The sequence below is a fragment of the Alienimonas californiensis genome (genome assembly GCF_007743815.1).
GTDB lineage: Bacteria > Planctomycetota > Planctomycetia > Planctomycetales > Planctomycetaceae > Alienimonas > Alienimonas californiensis.
In genome coordinates this window covers 143,277-163,909 of the sequence record NZ_CP036265.1, presented here as the reverse complement: position 1 = coordinate 163,909, position 20,633 = coordinate 143,277, and the positions used below count along the sequence as shown (strand labels likewise).

Genomic DNA, 20,633 nt, shown 5'->3' with positions numbered 1-20,633 from the left:
TCCCGGGAACGCCCGGCGTTCGCGCCGGGCCGCCCGCGCCTACACTCCCCCCGCCGTTCGCGGCGCCCGTCGACGCCCGCCCCCCGAGGCGGACGTCGATTCTCCGAGTCGTCGACTGATCCAACCCGCCCGCGCCGTGCCGACCGAACGCCGCTCCGACCTGCTCCGCAATCACCTCGCGGACCGTATCCTGCTGCTCGACGGGGCGATGGGCTCGCTCATCATGGGCGCCGGGCCGACGGAGGCGGATTACCGCGGGAAACGCTTTAAAGATCACCCGATCGACCTGAAGAACGCGAACGACGTTCTCGTCCTCACCCAGCCGGAGCTGATCCGCGGCATTCACGCCCAGTATCTGGAGGCCGGCAGCGATATTATCGAGACGGACACGTTCAACGCGGCCTCGGTCAGCATGGAGGAGTTCGGCCTCGCCGAACTGACGTATGAACTGAACAAGTCCGCCGCCGAATTGGCCCGCGGCGTCGCCGACGAGTTCACGAAGAAGAACCCGGCCAAACCCCGCTTCGTCGCCGGCAGCATCGGCCCGACGAAGGTGACCCTCTCCATGTCGCAGGACGCGGAGAACCCCGGTCACCGGCTGTTCACCTTCGATCAGGTCGCCGAGAGCTACGCCGAGCAGGTCCGCGGCCTGCTGGACGGGGGCGTCGATTTATTGCTGCCGGAGACGAGCTTCGACACCCTCAATATGAAGGCGTGCCTGTTCGCGATCAGCGGGGTGTTCGACGAGCGCGGCATGAGCCCGGATGAGGTGCCGGTGATGATCTCCGGCACGGTGTTCGAGGGCGGCCGCACGCTGACGGCTCAGAGCCTCGAAGCCTTCTACGCCAGCGTGAAGCACTTCCCGAGCCTGTCGGTCGGGATGAACTGCGCGCTGGGGCCGAAGCAGATTCGGCCGTATGCGGAGACGCTGTCGGAGCTCGCCGACCGCCACGTCAGCCTCTATCCGAACGCCGGTATGCCGGACGGCATGGGCGGCTTCGACGCCTCCGCCGGCGAGTTCAGCGACATCGTTCAGAACTTCGCCGAGAGCGGGTGGGTGAATATCGTCGGCGGGTGCTGCGGCACCACGCCGGAGTTCATCGCCGAAATCGCCCGCAAAACCAAGGGCATCAAGCCCCGTCGCATCCCCGACGTCCCGCGGTTCAGCACCTACGCCGGGCTGGAACGGGTCGTAATCAAGGAGGACAGCGGCTTCCAGATGGTCGGCGAACGGACCAACGTCACCGGCTCCAAGCGCTTCGCCCGGCTGATTAAAAACGACGACTACGACGAGGCCGTCTCCGTCGCCCGGCAGCAGGTCGAGGGCGGGGCGAACCTGATCGACGTCAACCTCGACGAGGGCCTGATCGACGGGCCGGAGGCGATGACCCGGTTCCTCAACCTGCTCTCCGCGGAGCCGGACGTCGCCGCGGTGCCGGTGATGATCGACTCCTCCGACTGGAAGGTGCTCGAAGCCGGTCTGAAGTGCGTCCAGGGCAAGCCGGTCGTCAACTCGATCAGCCTGAAAGGCGGCGAGGAGGAGTTCCTCAAGCAGGCCCGCCTGCTGCGGCGCTACGGCGCCGCGGCGGTGGTGATGGCCTTCGACGAAGAAGGCCAGGCCACCGAGTGCGACCGCAAGGTCGAGATTTGCGAGCGGGCCTACAAACTGCTGGTCGACGGAGCCGGCTGGGACCCGACGGATATTATCTTCGACCCCAACATCCTCACCGTCGGCACGGGGATGGAAGAGCACGCGAATTACGCCGTCGAGTTCTTCGACGCCGTCCGCGAGATTAAAAGGCGTTGCCCCGGCGCCAAGACCAGCGGCGGGGTGAGCAACGTGTCGTTCGGCTTCCGCGGCAACGACCCGGTGCGGGAGGCGATCAACGCCTGCTTCCTGTATCACGCGATCGCCGCTGGGCTCGATATGGGCATCGTCAACGCCGGGCAGTTGGAGGTTTACGAGGAGATCGATCCGAAGCTGCGGGACCTCGTCGAGGACGTGCTGTTCAACCGCAACCCGGAGGCGACCGACCGCCTGATCGAGTTCGGCGAGACCGTTAAGGCGAAGGGCAAAACCGACGACGCGGACAAGCTGAAGTGGCGGGAGGCCCCCGTCGAGAAGCGGATCGAGCACGCCCTGCTGAGGGGGATCACCGACTTTATCGAGGAGGACACCGAGGAGGCCCGCCAGAAATTGGACCGGCCGCTGAACGTGATCCAGGGCCCGCTGATGGACGGCATGAGCGTCGTCGGCGAGCTCTTCGGCGCCGGCAAGATGTTTCTCCCGCAGGTCGTTAAAAGCGCCCGCGTGATGAAGCGGGCCGTCGCCTACCTCACCCCCTATATGGAGGCGGAGAAGGAAGAAATGGCCCGCCTGGCGGCGGAGCGCGGCGAGGTCGCCTCCCTCGAAGAGGCCAAGAGCACCCGCGGCACCGTGCTGATCGCCACGGTGAAGGGGGACGTGCACGACATCGGCAAGAATATCGTCGCCGTCGTGCTGCGGTGCAATAACTTTGAGGTCGTGGACCTCGGCGTGATGGTGCCGGCCGACAAGATCCTCGACGAAGCCGCCAAATGCGGGGCGCACATTATCGGTCTCTCCGGCCTGATTACGCCGAGTTTGGAGGAGATGACCGGCGTCGCCCGGGAGATGCAGCGCCGCGGGCTGACGACCCCGCTGTTGATCGGCGGGGCGACCACCAGCCCCCGCCACACCGCGGTCAAGATCGCCCCGCACTACGACGGGGCGCCGGTGGTGTGGGTCGGCGACGCCAGCCTGTCGGTCCCGGTGGTCGAGAAAATGCTCGACTCGGACAAACTCAAACAGTTGCAGGCGGAGAACGCCGAGGCCCAGGAGCGGCACCGCGAAGCCTTCGTCAACCGGCAGGAGAAGAACCTCGTGCCCTACGCCGAGGCGCTGGAGCGTCGCTTCCAGACGGACTGGCAGGCCGTCGAGGCGCCCAAGCCCGCCTTCACGGGGCTGAAGGTCCTCGACAATTACCCGCTGCGGGAGATCGCGGAGTATATCGACTGGTCCCCGTTCTTTATGTCCTGGGACCTGCACGGGAAATACCCCCGCATCTTGCAGGACGACGTCGTCGGCGAGCAGGCCCGCGAGCTGTTCCAGGACGGCAAGGACGAACTGGAACGCCTGCTGAAGGACGACGTGCTCCGCGCCCGCGGGGTGTACGGCTTCTTCCCGGCCGCCAGCGACGGGGACGATCTCGTGCTCTATACGAACGACGACCGCGCCGAGGAGCGCCTGCGGTTCCCGATGCTCCGCCAACAGTGGGAGCGGCGGGGGCAGAAGGACTTCCGCAGCCTCGCGGATTACGTCGCCCCGGTCGGCAGCGGGGTGAAGGACTACGTCGGGGCCTTCGCCGTGACCTCCGGCCACGGGGCGGACGAGCACGCGCTCGCCCTGGAAAAAGGCGGGGACGACTACCGCGCCATCATGGTCAAGGCCCTCGCCGACCGTTGCGCCGAAGCCTTCGCCGAACTCCTGCACAAACAGGCCCGCGAGGACTGGGGCTTCGGCAAAGCCGAGGGGCTGTCGAGCGACGAAATGATCGCCGAGAAATACCGCGGCATCCGCCCGGCGTTCGGCTATCCGGCCTGCCCGGACCACACCCTCAAAACGGAGTTGTGGGACCTGCTGGACGTCGAGCGCAACGCCGGCATGACTCTCACCGAAGGCTTCGCCATGTGGCCGGCCAGCAGCGTGAGCGGCCTGTACTTCGCCCACCCGGACGCCCGCTATTTCAGCGTCGACCGGGTGACGAAGGACCAGATCGAAAGCTACGCCGCCCGCTGCGGGAAGACGGTCGCCGAGGTGGAGAAGTGGCTCGCCCCGAACTTGGGATACGATCCGTCGAGTTCGGAATAACCAGGGCCCAGGAATACAAGAACCAAAGGAGCTCGAGCTCCTTTGGTTCTTGAACTCTTGCGATGTGGATTCTAATCCTCCTCAATCCTCCATCTGGTCGACCTTCATCGCCAGTTCGCGGGTCCGCTCGAGGTGGCCCTGGATGGTCTTCTCGGCGTCGTCCAGCACGGTTTTCAGTTCCGGGCCGGCGTGGTCGGCGGCGACCTGGACGGCGGAGTGCATGTGAATGTGGGCGAGCCACTGCTGGTTGAGGTAGGCCATGTCGAAGGACTTGCCCTGTTGCCGGCCGAGGGCCTCTTTCACGTCGGCGTGGGCCTTCGCCATCGCTTCGGTCCGCAGGTTGACCGCGCCGCGGCCGCGGTTCATGCCGCGGGCGGGCTGTTCTTCATTCAACTCCCGGTCGGCCCGGCGGGCGAGGTCCGCGGCGCCCTCGCGGGCTTCGGTCCGCACCTGACGGCCGGTCTGGCGGGCGCGGTCGCCCAATTCGCGGGCGTCCTGGACGGCCTCGTCCACGGCGTCGCCCAGCGAGTTCACCCGCTCCTCACGCACCTCTTCCCGCTGTTCGCGCATCCGTTCGCGGGCTTCCTCCCGCACCTCGGCCCGTTCCTCGCGGGCCTCTTCAATTTCCTCGGCCCCCTCCTCCGTCACCGGGCCGTCGTTTCGCAGCGGGGCTTCGGCCCGGCGGCGCTGCTCCGGGGTGAGGGCGCCGTGGGCGTCCGAACGGCGGGCGGCGCGTTGTAGGTCGCTGGCCAGCTTCTCGTGGTCGGCGACCATCTGCTTCGCGTACTCCTTCACCTCGGGGGTGACGGCCCGCTCGGCGGCGAACTTGCTGAGGTCGACCTCCATGCGGTTCATCGGCGTCAGGAACGACAGGATCTGCCGGTCCGGCACGGCGGCGGTCTGACCGGCGGCGGCCCGCGCCTCGGGTCGGTCCCGCGCCTCCCGCTCCTGGGGGGCGGCGAGGGCAGGGGCGCAGCAGAGCCCCGCGGCGAGCGCGGCGGAGAGGGAACGAGCGACGGGACGGAACATGGGGGCGGTTCGTTTCGTGAGGGGAAGCGGTCGCCGGTCCGAGACCCGAACCAGCGGAGCCCGAACAGCCTGACGGACCGACCTCGGCCGGGGCACGGGGCTCTTCCCGCACGGCGGCGCCGGGATCGGGCGGTGGGCGGGACGGGGGCGGCGCGTTGGGATGGAGCCCCCGTATCCCCCCCGGAAGAGCCCCGGATGATTTCCCCCGCCTCCCTCGCCGTCGCCTGCGGACTGGCGGCGGTGCACTTGCTCGGCGGTCGGCTGCGGTTCCTGGACCGCCTGCCGCGCAGTCGGTGGCTGAGCCTCGCCGGGGGCGTGGCGGTGGCGTACGCCATGGTGCATCTCCTGCCGGAACTGGCGGAGGTGCACGCCGCCCTCGCCCGGGCGGCGGGAGAATCCTGGTGGGCGGCGGATCACGGCGGATATCTCGTCGCCCTGCTGGGACTCGCCTGCTTCTACGGACTGGAACGGCTCGCCGTCCGGTCGGCGGGCGAGGAGCAGCAGCGAGGCGAGGGCAAGCGACCGCCGGCCGCCGTATTCTGGCTGCACGTCGGCTCCTACGCCGCCTACAACCTGTTGTTCGGCGTGCTGCTGGTGGACCGGGAGGACGCCTCGGTGCGGTCCCTGGTCCTGTTCGCCTGCGCGATCGCCCTGCATTTTCTGGTGAACGATCAAGGCCTGCAGACCCACCACCCCGCGCTCTATCCGAAGTACGGCCGCTGGCTGGTGGCCGCGGCGCCGCCGATCGGCTGGGCGGTGGGGACGTTCGCACCGCTGTCGGCCGTCGCGGTAGACGCGGCGCTGGGCTTCCTGATCGGCGGGGTGCTGCTCAACACCTTCAAGGAGGAACTGCCCGCCGAACGCCAGAGCCGCTTCTGGGCCTTCCTCCTCGGCGCCGCCGCCTACGCCGCGATTCTGGTCGCGACCTGACTGGGGCAAGGTGACCGAGGCAAGATGACCGGGGGGAACCGGCGCCGGTTCAGTCGCCCAGCAACTCAGTCGCCCAGCAGCGCCGCCTTGATCGGTTCCAGCCAGATGCCCCGTTCCGGGTCGTAGGCGGGGAACTCCGCGGCGAGGCCCCAGTAGCCCCAACTCCAGCCGCGCTGCTCGTATTCCGTCCGCATGAACCGCGTCCAGCGGGCGCGTTCCTCCATCGGCGCGTGGCGGATGACGCCGAACTCGCCCACGAACACCGGCCGGTTGCGGGCCGTCGCGTACGCCTCGCAGCGGTCGAACAGCGCCCGGATCTCCGCCTCCTCGCCCGCTTGGGGAAACGTGCGGCCGATCGGCGGCGGGTTCGGGTCCCAGTGAGCTCCCTGGTGGGTGAAGCCGTGCGGTTCGTAGCAGTGCACGGTGAGGATCAGATCCGGGTCCGCCGGCAGGACGAGGTCGTCCAACTCCGAAATCTGGTTCCACCGCCCCGGGCCGATCATCACCGCTCGGGTCGGGTTCGTCTCCCGCACCGCGGCGAGAACCTCCGGCAGCTTTTCGCTCCAACGCTCCGTGGACAGGTCGTAGCTGGGTTCGTTCAGCAGTTCGAACACCAGTGCCGGCGGGCGGTTCTGGTAGCGGGTCGCGATCTGCTGCCACAGGCCGGTCAGGCGGTCGAAGTGGGCGTCGGAGGGATCTTTGTGGATCTCCTCGTAATGGTGCACGTTCAGCACGACAGCCAGCTTGCGGTCGAGGGCCTGGTTCAGCACCTCGTCGATGCGGGCGAAGAACGCCGGGTCGATCGTGTAGGGGGCCTCCTTCGCGGCGTGGGCGCTCCACTTGACCGGAACCCGCACGGCGGTGAAGCCGGCCTCTTTGATTGCGTCGAGATCCTCCGCCGTGATCGTGTAGCCCCATTCGCCCTCCCGCGGGGCCTCCAAGGCGTTGGCGAGGTTCATCGTGCGGGCCAGCAGCCGGTTGGCGGCGTGGGCGCGGGCCGTGTCGGCGGGGACCTCGGCGGGCGTGGCTTCCCGGGGCGGAGCGGCCTCCGCGGAGCAGCCGGTCAGCAGGGCGAGCGCCAGCGGGAGCAGGAACCGAACCATGGGAACCGAGCGGAGGGGAGTGGAAACGCCGGCAGGGGCCATACTGCCGGACGGACCAGACTAGCCGCCGCGACAGCGCCCCCGAAAGCGGCCGGGCGCCGGGCCGGCCGCCTTGACCGGCCCCGCCGGCAGCCTAGCATCGCCCCCGGCCGTCCGCGGGGATCCGCCGCCCGCCGTCCCGCGTTGGCCGCCGCTCGCTTCTCCGCTGCCCCGACGGATCGGTCCGAACCCGACGATGCCCGAAACTGCCGACCCGCACGACACCGACGCCCCCGAGTTCGAGCCCGGCGGCGTGAGTTTCGACGTCCCGGACTTCGACACCCTGGGGGGCGGCGCCGCCACCGGGACCGCGGTCGCGGAGCCCAAGACCAAACGGAAGACGAAGCCGCACCGCAACCCGCGGTACGCCGTCATCGTCGAGAACGACGAGGATCACACCTTCAGCTACCTCGTCGACGTGCTGCGGGCCGTGTGCGCCCACACGAAGGAGGACGCGGAGCGGCTGACGGACAAGATCGACAAGACGGGCCGGGCCGCCGTCTGGACCGGCCCGCTGGAGGTCGCCGAACTGAAGCGGGACCAGATTCGCGAGTTCGGACCGGACAACTACAACAAGCCGCCGGTCACCATCCCGCTGCAGGTCACGATCGAGCCGATCGACCCGGACTGAGAGCGACGCGGGCTGCCCCGGTCGCCCGGCAATCGGCGCCCTGACAACGCTTCGTTCCCGAAGTGACGGCCGGGCGACCGGCCCAGTCGGTCGCGCCCGCACCACCGGGGAATGGCCCGATAGCTCGGCCGGAAAATCGCCCGGGCTCCTTCTTCGCCAGATTGCCTCGCTTCCCGCGATCTCACGGGAAAGCCCTGAGGGGGCGTTCAGAACGACGTTTGGCACGCCGTTCGCAAAACCACAGTTCCGTCACGGAGTTGACGCCACACATCCCCCACGGAGGAACCGTCCGATGTCTTATCCGAACCTCACTGCCGCCACGCAGGGATGCGGGTTCGGAGAGCCCGCCCCGCAATCCGGCCGCATGACGCGGCTTTGTCGGGACACGCTGACGTTACTCGTCCTCGCCGCCGCCTCCCTCGGGAGCGTCGGCTGCCACTCGGTCCCGCTGGCGGACCTCGACGGGTCGACCGCCCGCCTGGTCGCCGCCGTTGACGCCCGCTGCAGCGAGGTGGATCAGCCGTACCAGTATGAGGCGGCGGAGCGGGAGAACCTTGTGCTCGCGAACGCTCGCTGAGCCGCCGGCCGGCCGCCCCGAGTCGCCCAGCGTCCCGGACCCTTCGAGGGTCCGGGACGCTTCTCTTTGACCGATCCGCTACGCCTGCGGTTCCGTCATGCGGCGGGGGTCGAGGGCTTCCTGAAGCAAGTCGGGCGGCAGGACGTTCTTCTCCGTGCACAGTTCACGGATCGTCTTGCCGGTTTTGAACGCCTCTTTGGCCAGCGCTGCGGCCTTCTCGTACCCGATGTGCGGGTTCAGGCTGGTGACCATCGACAGGCTCTTCTCCACGGCGGCCTCGCAGGCCTCCGGGTTGGCCTCGGTGTCGCGGACCATCTCGGCGAGGGCCTTCGCGGAGTTCGCTAACAGGGTGACGCTCTCCAGCGTCGTCGCTCCCAGCAGCGGCATCATGATGTTGAGCTGGAAGTTCCCCCCGGCGGCGCCGGACAGGGCGACGGTCGCGTCGTTGCCGATTGCCCGGGCCGCGGCCTGGAGGGCCGCTTCGCAGACCACCGGATTCACCTTGCCGGGCATGATGCTGCTGCCGGGTTGCAGGTCCGGCAGCTGGATCTCGTAGAACCCGCACCGCGGCCCGCTGCCCAGCCACCGCAGGTCGTTGGCGACGTTGAACACGGTCACCGCGACCGCCTTCAGCAGGGCGTGAGCCTCGACCAGACCGTCGCGGTCGGCGTTGGCCTCGAAGTGGTTCTCGGCTTCCACAAAGGGGATGCCGGTCTCCTCGGCGAGCGCCGCGGCGACGCGGGCGCCGAACTCCGGGTGCGTGTTGATCCCGCTGCCCACCGCCGTCCCGCCGACGGGCAGTTCGAACAGAGGCTCCGCGGCCTTCTCCGCCCGCTTCGCCGCCAGTTCGAGTTGTCGGGCGAACCCGCCGAACTCCTGTCCGAGCCGCAGCGGGGTGGCGTCCGCGAGGTGCGTGCGGCCGATCTTGATCACGTCGTCCCACGCCTCCGCCTTCGCCCGCAGTTCCTGCTGCATGGATTGAAGCGCCGGAACCAGCTCCTCCCGAATCTGCCGGGCGACGGCGACGTGGATCGCGGTGGGGAAGGTGTCGTTGGTGCTCTGCCCCATATTGACGTGGTCGTTGGGGTGCACCGCCTTTTCGGCGGCGAAGCGGTCCCCGCCGAGCAGTTCCGTCGCCCGGGCGGAGATCACCTCGTTGACGTTCATATTGGAACTGGTGCCGGACCCCGTCTGATAAATATCGATCGGAAATTGATCGGCCCCCCGTTCGCGAAACCCGCCCGCGGCGACTTCGCGGCAGGCTTTCAGCAGGGCGTCGACGGCCTCGTCGGTCAGCGGGTTCTTGCCGCTGCCGGTCAGCTTGCCGAGGTCCCGGTTGGCCACGCCGCAGGCGTATTTGACGAGTCCCATCGCCCGCACCAGGCCGTCGGGCAGGGGCTGGCCGGAGATGTGGAAGTTGTCGACCGCCCGCTGGGTCTGGGCGGCGTAATAGGCGTCCGCGGGCACCTCGACGGGGCCCATGGAATCGCGTTCGGTGCGGGTGGTCATCGGAGAGCGAAAGGCCGGGGGGGAGCGGGGCGGGAGTCTACCCGCGGCCGGCCGGTGCGGCGACGCGACCGCCCGACGCCCGGTAGGATGGCGGCCGTCGCTCCGCCTGAGACTTGAATCGTTGAACGGTCCCCCAGCACATCCCGGCGCTTTCCCCGCCGTCCGGCCCCGCCGCAATCGTCGCACGGCGTGGTCGCGGCGGCTCACGGCAGAGCGCGTGCTCACCGCCGACGACCTCATCTGGCCCTGCTTCGTCACCGAGGCCGGCGCCGGGCCGATCGAGGCGATGCCGGGCGTTCGCCGCTACGCCGTCTCCCAGTTGGTCGACGAAGTCGGCCGGGCCGCGGAGCTGGGTGTGCCGGCCGTCGCCCTGTTTCCGCAGACCGATCCGGGGTTGAAGACCGAGGACGCCGCGGAGGCGTTCAATCCGGAGAACCTCGTCTGCCGGGCGGTGCGGGCGATCAAGGCGGCGGGAATCGACGTCGGCGTGATCTGCGACGTGGCCCTCGACCCGTACAGCAGCCATGGGCAGGACGGGTTGGTTCGGAACGGGGAAGTCGTGAACGACCCCACGTTGGACGCCCTCTGCGAGCAGGCCGTCGTGCAGGCGGAGGCCGGCTGCGACGTCATCGCCCCCTCGGACATGATGGACGGCCGCGTCGGCCGGATTCGCTCCGCCCTGGACGCCCGCGGTCTGCAACACGTGCAGATCCTCAGCTACGCGGCGAAGTACGCCAGCGCCTTCTACGGCCCGTTCCGCGACGCCGTCGGCAGCGGGTCGGCGTTGAAGGGGGACAAGAAGACCTACCAGATGGACCCGGCCAACGGCGACGAGGCGTTGCGGGAGGTGGCCCTCGACCTCGCCGAGGGCGCCGATCTCGTGATGGTCAAACCGGGGATGCCGTATCTGGACATTGTTTCCGCGGTGAAGCGGACCTTCGGGGTGCCGACGTTCGCCTATCAGGTCTCCGGCGAATACAGCATGCTCGCCGGCGCCTGCGACGCCGGCCGCCTCGATCGGCGCTCGGCCGTGCTGGAGAGCCTGCTCTGCTTCAAGCGGGCCGGAGCCGACGGCGTGCTGACCTACTTCGCCCGGGAAGCGGCGGAGTGGCTGCGGGAGGGGTGAGCGGGGGCGGTATTTTTGCTCCCCTCTCCCTTGAGGGAGAGGGGCTGGGGGTGAGGGTGACGAACGGTTCACCCGTTCCCGCTCTCCGCAGGGACAGACCGACGGGAAAGCGCGGTGGACCGTGGACCTCGCGCGGGAATCACAGCCCCCTCACCCCCGACCCCTCTCCCCCAGAAGGGGGCGAGGGGAGAAATACTACTTCTGAAAGCTCTTCGCGGCGGCGACGGCGAGTTCGTCGCAGCGTTCGTTCTCCGCGTGACCGCTGTGGCCGCGGACCACGCTGAAGGTCACGTCGTGGGCGGCCAGCAGACCGTCCAGCTCCTGCCAGAGGTCGACGTTCTTCACCTCGCCCCAGCCTTTGCCCTTCACGCGACGGCGCCAGCCGTTCTTCTTCCAGCCGGACATCCACTCGGCGCTGCCCTTTGCGACGTAGGTGCTGTCCGTCACCACGTCGACCCGAGTCCGCGTGTTCAGGGACTTGAGTCCCTCGATCACGCCGGACAGCTCCATGCGGTTGTTGGTGGTGAGGGCCTCGCCGCCGCTGCCTTCCTTCTCCTTGCCGGAGGCGTCATGGCGCAGGATGAAGGACCAGCCGCCGGGGCCGGGGTTGCCGCGGCAGGCGCCGTCGGTGAACAGGGTGACGGCGGGGGCGGGGGCGTCGGCCATCCGTGGGCGATCCAGACGAAGCGCGGGACGCGTCGCCCGGGCGGCGACGGCGAAAGCGGGGTTCGACCGTTCTCGGTCGAATCAGCCGCCGGGGTTGATCGTTCGCGGGAAACGCCTACCGCTCGCGGTAAACGATGCGGCCGCGGTTGAAGTCGTAGGGGCTGACCGCCACCAGCACGCGGTCGCCCGGCACGATCCGGATGAAGTGTTTGCGCATTTTCCCCGCGACGTGGGCCATCACCATGTGGCCGTTGTCCAGCTTCACGCGGAACTGGGTATTGGCGAGCGCCTCGGCCACTTCGCCGGACATCTCAATCGCCTCCTCTTTCGCCATGAACCCGGACGCCTGTGTGCTGGAAATCGTTGCGGAAAAAACCCTCCTACCGTGCCCGCGGCGGGGCCGAACGGGATCACGGTCGCGCGGCGCGATCGTCAACCCGGGGGGAACGAACGGATTCTAACGCCGCCGCCGTCCTGGGGAAGCTCGTTCGGAGCCGGCGGCACCGGTTCCGGCAGGTTCGGCCCGGGAATGACCTACGGTTCAGGAGACTCCCCCGTCGTCTGCCGGGTCTCCCCCGCACCAGCCAGCCATGACCCCCGTCTTCCCCCCCCAACCGCCGGCCGCCGCGCGGCGGGCGACGGCGCTCGCCGCGGTCCGGCGGTTCTTGCGTTCGGAGGACGGCCCCACGTCCGTCGAATACGCGGTGATGCTGGCGCTGATCCTGGCCACCATCTTCGGCACGGTCGGGGTGGTCGGCGGAACCGCCGGCGGGCTGTTCGCCAATGCGAAATCAGAGTTGGACGCCGCCGGCTTCTGAGCGCCGCTGGGTTCTGAGCGCCGACGGGTCGGGGGGGAGCCGGTTCGTTATTCTGCAAACATGAACGTCCCGGCCCTGATCGCCCTCGGCGGCAACACCGGCGACGTGCGGGCCACGTTCGAGGCCGCGCTGCGGGGCCTGCACGACAGGCGGGGCGTGACGGTAACCGCCGCCAGCCGGGCCTATCGCACCCCGGCCGTGGGAGCGAACGCCGGCGGGGAATTCCTGAACGCCGCGGCGACGCTGGAGACGACGCTCTCCCCGCACGAGCTGTTGGCCGCGTTGCAGGACCTCGAAACGGCGGCGGGCCGGGAACGCACGGTCCATTGGGGGCCGCGGTCGATTGATCTGGACCTGATCCTGTTCGGCGAGGAGTCCCTCGACGACGAACGGCTGACGGTTCCGCATCCCGGTCTCTGGTGGCGTCGGTTCGTGTTGGACCCGGCGTGCGAGGTGGCGGGGGACTGGAAGGCTTCCCGGGTTCCCCTGCAACGGCTTCGGGAACCGCTCCTCGACCGACCGCTGCGCGTGGGGATGCGGACAGACGACGTGGCCTCCCTCAACCGGCTCGCCTCGGCGCTGGAACCGGACTTCCCCTTGTCGATTGAGCCGTGGGAGCCGGGGACGCGGGACCTCCGCTCCCCGCCGGCCCTGTGGATCAAGCGGGAGGACGCCGCGGAGGGCCGCCTCGATCCCAATACGATCCTGGTGCCGAGGGACCCCGACGCCGCGGTCGCCGTGTTGCGGGACGTGCTGTCCGCCGCGCTGCCGGACCCGGAGCCGCAGCCGGTCGGGGAACCGCTCTGGCCGTGTTGAAAGGCGGCGCGTCAGCGGCGCGGCGGCAGATTCAGCGAGACGACCGTCGGGCCGTTCGAAACCTTCGCCGCGGGGCAACTCCCGCAGCCGGAGCCGCACCCTTTCTCCCCGCCGGATTGCGTCAGCTTCCAGGCCCGCCGGCCGACCTCCGCGGCGGCTGCGGCGACGCAGAGCAGGGCGGCGATCAGTTGCGGGTCGAAGTTCATTGTCGGAACCCTTTAAAAGAGTCGCGAACCAATCTGATAGGTGAGCAGCGCTCCAATATATGCCAGCGCGGTCATATAGACGAAGGTGAACAACGGCCAGCGCCAGCTGTTCGTCTCCCGTTTAATGACCATCAACGTCGCCGCGCACTGGGCGCAGAGGGCGAAGAAGACCATCACCGACAGGGCCACCGGCAACGTATATACCGGGTCGCCGTCCGGCCACTCGCTGCGGCGGAGCGCGTCGCGGAGGCCGTCGTCGGTTTCGTCCACGTCCCCGCCGAGGCTGTAGATCGTGCCCAGGGTGGCAATGATCACCTCCCGGGCCGGGAAGCTCGCCAGGGCGCCCACGCCGATCCGCCAGTCCCAACCCAGCGGTTTGACGACCGGTTCGATCGCGTGCCCGGTGCGGCCGAGCACGCTGGCTTCGATCAGGTCGGAACTGAGCCGGCGGCGCCGCAGTTCGAGGGCTTCCAGCACCGTCTCGTCCGGTTCGGCCTCCGCCGACTCAGATTCAATCTGAGCCTGCACGGCGTGCAGTTCGGTGTGGTCGCCGGGGAAGTAGCCCGCGGCCCAGACCAGCACGGTGGCGGCGAAGATCAGCGTACCGGCCCGCGTCACGAACGCCTTGCCGCGGTCGTAGACCCGCAGGGCGACGTTCCGCAGCGAGGGCCAGCGGTAGGGCGGCAGTTCCATCACGAACGGCGGCGTCTCCCCCTTGAACCAAGTCTTCCGCAGCAGCCAGGCGACCGGAATCGCCACCAGCGCCCCCAGCGAGGTGATCCCGAACAGCACGAGCCCCTGCAACTCGACCAGCCCGCCGAGATACGCCGTCGCCGGGACGAACGCCCCGATCAGCAATAGATAGACCGGCAGCCGGGCGGAGCAGCTCATCAACGGGGCGACGAGGATCGTGACCATGCGGTCGCGGCGGTTCTCGATCACCCGGGTCGCCATCACGCCGGGCACGGCGCAGGCGAAGGAGCTCATCAGCGGCACGAAGCTCTTGCCGGACAGGCCCAGCCGGCTCATCAGGCGGTCCATCAGGAAGGCCGCCCGGGCCATGTAGCCGCAGTCCTCCAGCACCGCGATCGCCAAGAACAGGATCACGATCTGGGGCAGGAAGATCAGCACCCCGCCGACGCCGGCGATCACGCCGTCGATGATCAGGCTGCGGAACGCCCCCGGGGGCATGGCGTCCTGGACGAGCCCGGTCAGCCAGCCCTGGCCCTCGCCGATGGCGTCCATGAAGGGGCCGGCCCAACTGAAGATCGCCTGGAACACCAGGAACATCAGCACGGCGAAGGTCAGCAGGCCCCAGACCCGGTGGGTGAGGAAGCGGTCGATCTTGTCGCTGGCGGTGGCGGCCGGTTCGACGGCGGTTTCGACCGTGCCGTTCAGCATCTCCCGGGCCCAGCCGTAGCGGCCGGCGGCCTCCACCGCGGGCACCCGGCAGCCGGCCTCGGCGAGGCGTGCCCGGACGCCGCCCAGATGGGCCGGCAGATCGCCCGTGCAGCGGCCGCGGTAGCGTTCGACCACCTGTCCGCCCACGTCCAGCAGCATGCGTTCCCGCAGGTAGGCGGGCACGTCCGGGCAACCGTGCTCGGCCAGCCAGCCGTCCAGGACGTCCGCCTCCTCCGAGACGGCGTCCGGCAGGGACCGTACCGGCTGCGGCGCCGGGCCGGCCGCGGCGGCGACGATCGCGGCTCTCAGTTCGTTCAGCCCGCGGCGGCGGTGGGCCTCCGTGGGGATCACCGGCACGCCCAGCTTCTGCGACAGGGCGGGCACGTCGATCGTCGTCCCGCGGAGCCGGGCGACGTCGCCCATGTTCAACGCGATCACGACCGGCAGGCCCAGCTCCAACACCTGCGAGACGAGGTACAGGTTGCGGTGCAGGTTCGAGGCGTCCACCACGCAGACGACCGCGTCCGGCCGGGGCGTGCGGAGGGCGCCCCCGCCGGCGTCGCCCAGCAGCACGTCGACGGAGACCATCTCGTCGGCGCTGCGGGGCGAGAGGCTGTAGGTGCCGGGCAGGTCGATCACCTCAGCCGCCCGGTCGGCGGCGACCCCGTCGAGGGGCAGCTTCAACCGGCCGACCTTCTTCTCAACCGTCACGCCCGGAAAGTTGCCGGTGCGGGCCCGCGCGCCGCACAGGGCGTTGAACAGCGTGCTCTTGCCGGTGTTCGGGTTGCCCACCAGCGCCACGACCAGCGGCCGCACCGGCGCAACCTTCGACCCCCGACTGCGGGGAACAGTCGCGGGGCCGGGCGGCGGGGCGGGGACGGCAGTCGGCGCGGGGGGCGTCACGGGCGGCTCGGTGGGGCGGGGCGGGGGGGCAGTCCGGCGCGACGGTTCAATCCGGCGCGACGGTCACGCGGGCCGCCTCGCTTTTCCGCAGGGAGATGCGATAGCCGCACACGGAGAACTCCAGCGGATCGCCCAGCGGGGCGGCCCGGTGAAAGACGACGGTCTCCCCGGGAATCAGGCCCATCTCCATCAGCCGGGCGGCGAGGGCGTCCTCGCCGAGGACGTCCAAAATGCGGGCCGGGCGACCGGCGGGCAACGCGGCGAGGGTGAGTTCGGTGGGCGGCGAACCGTCGTCGGGTCGTTTGCCGGGGGCGAGTTGATCGTTCACGCCGGCGCCAGCGCGACCAGCACCATCGTCCCGGAGTCGGGCCGGAAGCAGAACCGCTGCGAACCCAGCGCCAGCAGGGCGGGCGGGCCCTCCCGCAGCACGCTGACGGCGGCGCCGATCCGCAGGCCCAACTCTTCCAGACGATGCACCGCGGGGGCGTCGCCGAGGATCTCCGCCACGGTGCCGCTCTCGCCGGTGCGGAGCAGATCGAGCGGGATCAGCGTCCCGTCCGCCAGCGCCTGGGCGGTCGGGCAGGGGACGTGGTCGGAGTCGCCGGGCGCGGAAACGGGAGCGAGCGGCATGGAGCGTCGCGGGCGGGAGGGGGTGAGACGGAATCTCAACACGGCCACTTTACGATGCGGCCGGGGCGTCGTCCATCCGGGACGCCGTCCCGCCAGCGCGGGCGGCGACCGAAAGTCCGACCGGAAGTCCGACCGGTCGTGTGACCGGTCAGCCCCTCAGTTGAGGGGGTTCGAGGCCCAGGCGGCTGTCGTCGTCGTCCAGTTCGCCTTCCAGGCCGGTACCGGCGGAGACGGCCTCGCGGGCCGGCGGTTCGCCGGTGTCGGGGGGCACCAGGGAGAGCAGCGTGTCGCCGGGCGTCGGCTCCAGCTTCACGTTCGCGGTGTTCACCCGCAGCGTCCGAGCGTCCGCCGGGCCGGTCAGACGGAATAGCACCACCGCTTCCGCCCCGTTCATCCGCAGGAAGGCGGGGTAGTCGAACTCCTGGGTGATGCGGGTCTCCTTGACCCGGGCGCCGCGTTCGTAGAGTTCCTGCAGCAATTTATAGGTCACGCCCTCCCGGAACAGCGCCCGGCCGTGCGGGCGTTCGGCGCCGCCCTCGCCCTTTCTCGCCCCCTCCGCCGGGTGCGGGCACAGCTGATAACACCCGCTGCGGCCGAACAGGGTGGCGAAATTCTGGGCCGCGAGGCTGTTCACCTCGTCGTTGGGGGTCATCGCCAGGACCCGGCCGAGGCCGGAGGGGTCGACGCGGTCGGTGATCTTCTCGGACAGCACGTTGCCGTGCAGCGTGTCGAGGCCCTCCAACCGGGCGGCGGAGACGTTGCGGCGGTTGGAGTCGATCAGCCGCACGGTGAAGCCCTTCTCCTGCAGGGCGACGGCGATCGCCCGGACCAGCGGGGAGCCGCCCAGGAACAGCACGCCCTGCGGGTTCGCGACCGCCAGCCCCAGCCGGCGGGCGAAGGGGCCGGCGGTCAGGCCGTACAGGGCGACCGAGGCGCTGATCACGGAGAACGTCAGCGGGACGAGCCGGGCACTGTCCTCCAGGAGACCTTCCCACCACTCCCGCTCCGCAATGGCGGCTGCGTCCGTGACCCCGGCGGCATAGGAGCGTTCGATGGCTTCCTCCGCGTCGTGTCGCAACTCCAGGGCGAACACGCTCGCCACCGCCGCCGCCACGATGCCCCGCGGCGCCAGCCAGGCTAGGAAAGTCTTCTCCGAAAGCGACAGCGGGCTGAACAGCGTGCCCAGGAAAACCGCCGCCGGCCGCACGACCAGCACCAGGAAGGCGATGAACGCCAACGCCCCCCAGCCCAGATCCAGAATGCTTTGCGGCTCCAACTGACCGGCCAGCACCACGAACAGCACGCTGATCAGCAGGACGCCGAGGTTCTCCTTGAACTCGACCAGCGGCTCGATGTTGAACCGCTCCTGGTTCGCCAGCCACACGCCCATCACCGTGACCGTCACCAGCCCGCTCTCGCTTTGTAGGGCGTTGGAGGCGGCGAAGGCGAGCAGCACCGTGCCCAGGGCGACCGGGTTCTGCAGGTAGTCCGGCACCCAGTGCCGCTGGAACAGGACCGACAGCATCCAGGCCAGCCCGGCGCCCAACAGCCCGCCGATCAGAACCACCTTGGCGATCGTCAGCGGGATCACGATCGAGGCGGCGCCGGCCGTCAGCACGATCCCCTCGAACGCCAGCACGGCCAGCACGGCGCCGACCGGGTCGATCACGATGCCCTCCCACTTCGCCACCGCCCCGACGCGGCCGTTCGGGCGGATCTGCCGGAGCAGGGGGATGATGACCGTCGGCCCGGTCACGGTGAAGATCGAGCCTGCCAATATCGCGAGTTGCCAGGTGTCGAACACGAGGAGCTTCGCCGCGATCGCCGCCAGCACCCCAGTGACGGCAGCCCCGGCGGTGCACAGGCCCAGGGCGGCGGAGCCAATCTCCCGCAGTTCGCGGAACTTCAGGCTCAGGCCGCCCTCGAACAGGATCACCGCCACCGCCAGCGCCACCGCGGGGGTGAGCAACCGCTCCGGGATGACGGCGCCGCCGCCCCGTCCCTGCAACGGGTCGTCGCCGGGATCGCTCTCCTCCACCTGGCCGGCGGAGCCGGGGTCCGCGTCCTCGACCGACCCGTCGTCCGTGGCCCCGTCGCTCGTCAGCAGGTCGTCCGCGGGACCGATTCGGCCGGCCTGGCCGGGATTGCGGTCGCCGGCGGCGACGGCCTCGGCGGCTCCCTCCGTCACCCCCTCGACGGGATCGCCGACCGGCACGCGGCCGAAGGCGAACCCGGCGGCCAACAGCAACAAAATCGCCGGCAATCGCAGGCGCCACGCGGTCCACTGGGCCGCCACGCCCACCGCGACGATGCCGGCCAGATACAGAAGTGGAGACACGCGGCAGGCGGGTACGAAAAACGGCGAACGACCCCGGGCCATCCCCGGCCGCTCATCCTAACACGCCGCCGCGCGCCGCTCACCCGAGGGCGCCCGCCGCTGCGCGGCGGCGGGAGACCCGGGCGGTCAGCGGGCCGCCTGCGGCACGCCGCCGAGCGTGAGCTGCTGATATTTGGCGAAGGTGACCCGCCGCGTCTTCGGCGAGGCCAGCCGCTCCCGCCAGCGGGAAATCAACTCCCGGTCCCGCTGGCCGAGCTGTTCCTGAAAGCTGTGTTCCGCGGCCAGGCGCTTCGTCGGCACGCCGCCGGCGTCCGTGAGCAGCACTTCCACCCGCTGCGGCACGACGCCCCGCTCCCGCAGGGCCTCGTGAACCGGGCGGCGGACGTCCGGGAACAACTTGCCGGGGTCCAGGGCGTAGTTCAGCTGGCCGGTCCAGTCGGCGTAGTCCCAGTACGCCGCCGAGATCGACGGCCGGCCCGGCTGGGCGTGGGAGACCTCGTAGGTCAGCGGGCCGCCGACGAATCGGGTTCTGCGAGACCCTTCGTCGGCGTCGATCGCGTACCGGGGCGTCAGTTGGAAGGCGAGGCTGGTCGTCAGGGCGGCGCTGTCCGGGGCGGGGGACTCGCGCAGCTCCGCGACGTACTTCTCCGTCTCTTTCCGACCGACGTTGATGATCCGGGAGACCTCCTCCAACTTGACCGTGCAGGCCAGATCGCGGCGGGTGTCGAGGATCACGAACTCCGCGTCCGCGGGGTCGAATCGCACCACCTCGCCCGCCTCCACCACGTGGTCCCACGCCTGCCCGGCGTGGAACAGCGTGAGGCTCCGCGACAGCTCGATCGGCCGGTCCCCGGAGACGTCCGAGACCGTCGTGTACACCCGAAACTCCTGCGCCGAAAGGTTCAGCGGCGCCGCAAGCAACAGGGCGACAAACGGGGCGAAGCGCATCGGGAGTCCCGGGAAGAAGGCAGAGCCCGGGTCGTAGCGGCGCAGCGGGCCGCGGGGCAACGCCGGTCGCCGGGTTCCCCGCGTTCGCCGATTCACTCCGCGACGAAGCGCGTCCGCAGCGTGCCCAGCGGGCCGATGGTGACGGCGGTCTCGCTGCCGTCGGTGATCCAAGCCGGCGGTTTGCGGGCCGCCCCCACGCCCGCCGGGGTGCCGGTGAAGATGAGGTCGCCGGGCTCCAGCGTCATGATCTTCGTCAGGTGGGCGACGATCTGCGGCAGGGTGAACAGGAAGTCCGCGGTGCTGCCGTCCTGCATCGTCCGGCCGTTCAACTCCAGCTTGACCGGCCAGTCGTGCGGGTCGCCGGCTTCGTCAGCGGAGAGCAGGAACGGCCCGGTGGGGGCGAAACCGTCCGGCGTCTTGCCCAGCAACCACTGCTCGCCGGGCCGGCCCTTCTGCCAGTCGCGGGCGCTGACGTCGTTGCCGTTCATATACCCGGCGACGTGGTTCATCGCGTCCGCCTCGGCGACGTTCTTGCCCGTGCGGCCAATCACGACGACCAGTTCCGCCTCGTAATCGACCTGCTCCGAGACCGCCGGCAGCGTGACGGTGGCCTCCGGGCCGCGGATCGTGTTGCCGAACTTGCCGAACACGACCGGCTCCGAGGGGATCGGGCTGTTCGTCTCCTCGGCGTGGTCGCGGTAGTTCAGCCCGATGCAGATCACCTTGCCGGGGTCTGGAATCGGGGCCAGCAGCTTGCCTTCCGCGACGGCCTCGTCGGGGGCGTTCGCCAGCGCCGCGGCGGCCCGCGTCAGCCCGCCCTCCAACGCCAGTAGGGCCCGCAAGGAGGTCGGCAGAGAGGAATCGACCAGGTTCAGATCGACGTGCCGGTCGTCGTCGGTCATGGCGACGACCCGCGGCCCGCGGGCGGTGTGGAGGGTGGCGAGCTTCATCGGGACGAACCTTCAAGACGGGGAGCGGGCCGCCGAACACTAACCCGAAGCGTCAGCGAGGGCACGCGGCCGCAACCAGTGATCGGCAGCGTCCCGGACCCTTGGAGGGTCCGGGACGCTTCGC

At 69.8% G+C, this 20,633-nt stretch carries 19 protein-coding genes; 7 read left to right on the top strand and 12 right to left on the bottom strand.

Features of this window, described 5'->3' with window-relative positions; genetic code table 11:
• Positions 1–136 precede the first annotated feature (136 nt).
• Positions 137–3,889, top strand: a complete 3,753-nt coding sequence (gene metH / locus CA12_RS00715; RefSeq protein WP_145356681.1) for a methionine synthase — start codon at positions 137–139, stop codon at positions 3,887–3,889.
• 81 nt (positions 3,890–3,970) lie between these two features.
• Here the strand turns inward: metH and CA12_RS00710 are convergent, their stop codons facing one another.
• Positions 3,971–4,918, bottom strand: coding sequence for a DUF4142 domain-containing protein (locus tag CA12_RS00710; RefSeq protein ID WP_145356680.1), 948 nt, complete (start codon positions 4,916–4,918; stop codon positions 3,971–3,973).
• Positions 4,919–5,113: 195 nt separating this feature from the next.
• Here CA12_RS00710 and CA12_RS00705 point away from each other — a divergent pair, with 195 nt between their 5' ends.
• Entirely contained in the window at positions 5,114–5,848 is a 735-nt protein-coding gene (locus CA12_RS00705; RefSeq protein WP_145356679.1) for a hypothetical protein, read from the top strand.
• A gap of 65 nt (positions 5,849–5,913) precedes the next feature.
• Here the strand turns inward: CA12_RS00705 and CA12_RS00700 are convergent, their stop codons facing one another.
• Entirely contained in the window at positions 5,914–6,951 is a 1,038-nt protein-coding gene (locus CA12_RS00700) for a glycoside hydrolase family 5 protein (protein ID WP_145356678.1), read from the bottom strand.
• A gap of 235 nt (positions 6,952–7,186) precedes the next feature.
• Between CA12_RS00700 and CA12_RS00695 the strand changes: the two genes are divergently transcribed.
• Positions 7,187–7,621, top strand: a complete 435-nt coding sequence (locus tag CA12_RS00695) for an ATP-dependent Clp protease adaptor ClpS (RefSeq protein ID WP_145356677.1) — start codon at positions 7,187–7,189, stop codon at positions 7,619–7,621.
• A gap of 292 nt (positions 7,622–7,913) precedes the next feature.
• The gene (locus CA12_RS00690) at positions 7,914–8,198 is read left to right on the top strand and encodes a hypothetical protein (protein ID WP_145356676.1); all 285 of its coding nucleotides are present in this window, start codon (positions 7,914–7,916) and stop codon (positions 8,196–8,198) included.
• A 78-nt stretch (positions 8,199–8,276) separates the two neighbouring features.
• Here the strand turns inward: CA12_RS00690 and CA12_RS00685 are convergent, their stop codons facing one another.
• On the bottom strand, positions 8,277–9,707 hold the full coding sequence (locus CA12_RS00685) for a class II fumarate hydratase (protein WP_145356675.1): 1,431 nt from the start codon (positions 9,705–9,707) through the stop codon (positions 8,277–8,279).
• 121 nt (positions 9,708–9,828) lie between these two features.
• On the opposite strand from CA12_RS00685, the gene hemB reads away from it, so the two are divergent.
• Positions 9,829–10,833 carry a porphobilinogen synthase gene (hemB, locus tag CA12_RS00680; protein WP_242688090.1) on the top strand — a complete coding sequence of 335 codons (1,005 nt, stop codon included), beginning with the start codon at positions 9,829–9,831 and terminating at the stop codon, positions 10,831–10,833.
• A 195-nt stretch (positions 10,834–11,028) separates the two neighbouring features.
• Here the strand turns inward: hemB and rnhA are convergent, their stop codons facing one another.
• Together rnhA and infA are read right to left on the bottom strand one after the other, a co-directional pair.
• Entirely contained in the window at positions 11,029–11,499 is a 471-nt protein-coding gene (gene rnhA, locus CA12_RS00675) for a ribonuclease HI (RefSeq protein ID WP_145356673.1), read from the bottom strand.
• Positions 11,500–11,614: 115 nt separating this feature from the next.
• Entirely contained in the window at positions 11,615–11,833 is a 219-nt protein-coding gene (gene infA / locus CA12_RS00670) for a translation initiation factor IF-1 (protein WP_145356672.1), read from the bottom strand.
• Positions 11,834–12,089: 256 nt separating this feature from the next.
• On the opposite strand from infA, the gene CA12_RS00665 reads away from it, so the two are divergent.
• Positions 12,090–12,317, top strand: a complete 228-nt coding sequence (locus tag CA12_RS00665; RefSeq protein WP_145356671.1) for a Flp family type IVb pilin — start codon at positions 12,090–12,092, stop codon at positions 12,315–12,317.
• A 60-nt stretch (positions 12,318–12,377) separates the two neighbouring features.
• Entirely contained in the window at positions 12,378–13,133 is a 756-nt protein-coding gene (gene folK / locus CA12_RS00660) for a 2-amino-4-hydroxy-6-hydroxymethyldihydropteridine diphosphokinase (RefSeq protein WP_145356670.1), read from the top strand.
• Positions 13,134–13,144: 11 nt separating this feature from the next.
• Here folK and CA12_RS00655 read toward each other — a convergent pair whose 3' ends face one another.
• From CA12_RS00655 to CA12_RS00625, 7 genes are all read right to left on the bottom strand, one after another.
• Positions 13,145–13,339 (bottom strand): FeoB-associated Cys-rich membrane protein, encoded by a 195-nt coding sequence (locus CA12_RS00655; protein WP_145356669.1) that lies wholly within the window; start codon positions 13,337–13,339, stop codon positions 13,145–13,147.
• A 12-nt stretch (positions 13,340–13,351) separates the two neighbouring features.
• Positions 13,352–15,643, bottom strand: a complete 2,292-nt coding sequence (gene feoB, locus CA12_RS00650) for a ferrous iron transport protein B (protein ID WP_242688088.1) — start codon at positions 15,641–15,643, stop codon at positions 13,352–13,354.
• 46 nt (positions 15,644–15,689) lie between these two features.
• The gene (locus CA12_RS00645) at positions 15,690–15,971 is read right to left on the bottom strand and encodes a FeoA family protein (protein WP_145356668.1); all 282 of its coding nucleotides are present in this window, start codon (positions 15,969–15,971) and stop codon (positions 15,690–15,692) included.
• Complete coding sequence (locus tag CA12_RS00640) at positions 15,968–16,273, bottom strand: FeoA family protein (protein WP_145356667.1); 306 nt, start codon at positions 16,271–16,273, stop codon at positions 15,968–15,970. Before CA12_RS00640 ends, CA12_RS00645 begins: the two co-directional genes overlap by 4 nt.
• 148 nt (positions 16,274–16,421) lie before the next feature.
• A complete protein-coding gene (locus tag CA12_RS00635) occupies positions 16,422–18,611 on the bottom strand; it encodes a cation:proton antiporter (RefSeq protein WP_165700466.1) in 2,190 nt (729 codons plus the stop codon).
• Between the two features lie 126 nt (positions 18,612–18,737).
• Positions 18,738–19,559: a hypothetical protein gene (locus tag CA12_RS00630; RefSeq protein WP_145356665.1), complete on the bottom strand. Its 822-nt coding sequence runs from the start codon at positions 19,557–19,559 to the stop codon at positions 18,738–18,740.
• A 92-nt stretch (positions 19,560–19,651) separates the two neighbouring features.
• A complete protein-coding gene (locus CA12_RS00625; protein ID WP_145356664.1) occupies positions 19,652–20,509 on the bottom strand; it encodes a fumarylacetoacetate hydrolase family protein in 858 nt (285 codons plus the stop codon).
• Positions 20,510–20,633 lie beyond the last annotated feature (124 nt).

Coding starts and splice junctions, on each gene's coding strand:
- CA12_RS00655 (WP_145356669.1), bottom strand. CDS start 13,339: ATGAACTTCGACCCGCAACTGATCGCCGCCCTGCTCTGCGTCGCCGCA.
- CA12_RS00640 (WP_145356667.1), bottom strand. CDS start 16,273: ATGCCGCTCGCTCCCGTTTCCGCGCCCGGCGACTCCGACCACGTCCCC.
- rnhA (WP_145356673.1), bottom strand. CDS start 11,499: ATGGCCGACGCCCCCGCCCCCGCCGTCACCCTGTTCACCGACGGCGCC.
- CA12_RS00695 (WP_145356677.1), top strand. CDS start 7,187: ATGCCCGAAACTGCCGACCCGCACGACACCGACGCCCCCGAGTTCGAG.
- infA (WP_145356672.1), bottom strand. CDS start 11,833: ATGGCGAAAGAGGAGGCGATTGAGATGTCCGGCGAAGTGGCCGAGGCG.
- CA12_RS00690 (WP_145356676.1), top strand. CDS start 7,914: ATGTCTTATCCGAACCTCACTGCCGCCACGCAGGGATGCGGGTTCGGA.
- CA12_RS00710 (WP_145356680.1), bottom strand. CDS start 4,918: ATGTTCCGTCCCGTCGCTCGTTCCCTCTCCGCCGCGCTCGCCGCGGGG.
- CA12_RS00630 (WP_145356665.1), bottom strand. CDS start 19,559: ATGCGCTTCGCCCCGTTTGTCGCCCTGTTGCTTGCGGCGCCGCTGAAC.
- CA12_RS00685 (WP_145356675.1), bottom strand. CDS start 9,707: ATGACCACCCGCACCGAACGCGATTCCATGGGCCCCGTCGAGGTGCCC.
- folK (WP_145356670.1), top strand. CDS start 12,378: ATGAACGTCCCGGCCCTGATCGCCCTCGGCGGCAACACCGGCGACGTG.
- CA12_RS00705 (WP_145356679.1), top strand. CDS start 5,114: ATGATTTCCCCCGCCTCCCTCGCCGTCGCCTGCGGACTGGCGGCGGTG.
- CA12_RS00625 (WP_145356664.1), bottom strand. CDS start 20,509: ATGAAGCTCGCCACCCTCCACACCGCCCGCGGGCCGCGGGTCGTCGCC.
- CA12_RS00665 (WP_145356671.1), top strand. CDS start 12,090: ATGACCCCCGTCTTCCCCCCCCAACCGCCGGCCGCCGCGCGGCGGGCG.
- CA12_RS00700 (WP_145356678.1), bottom strand. CDS start 6,951: ATGGTTCGGTTCCTGCTCCCGCTGGCGCTCGCCCTGCTGACCGGCTGC.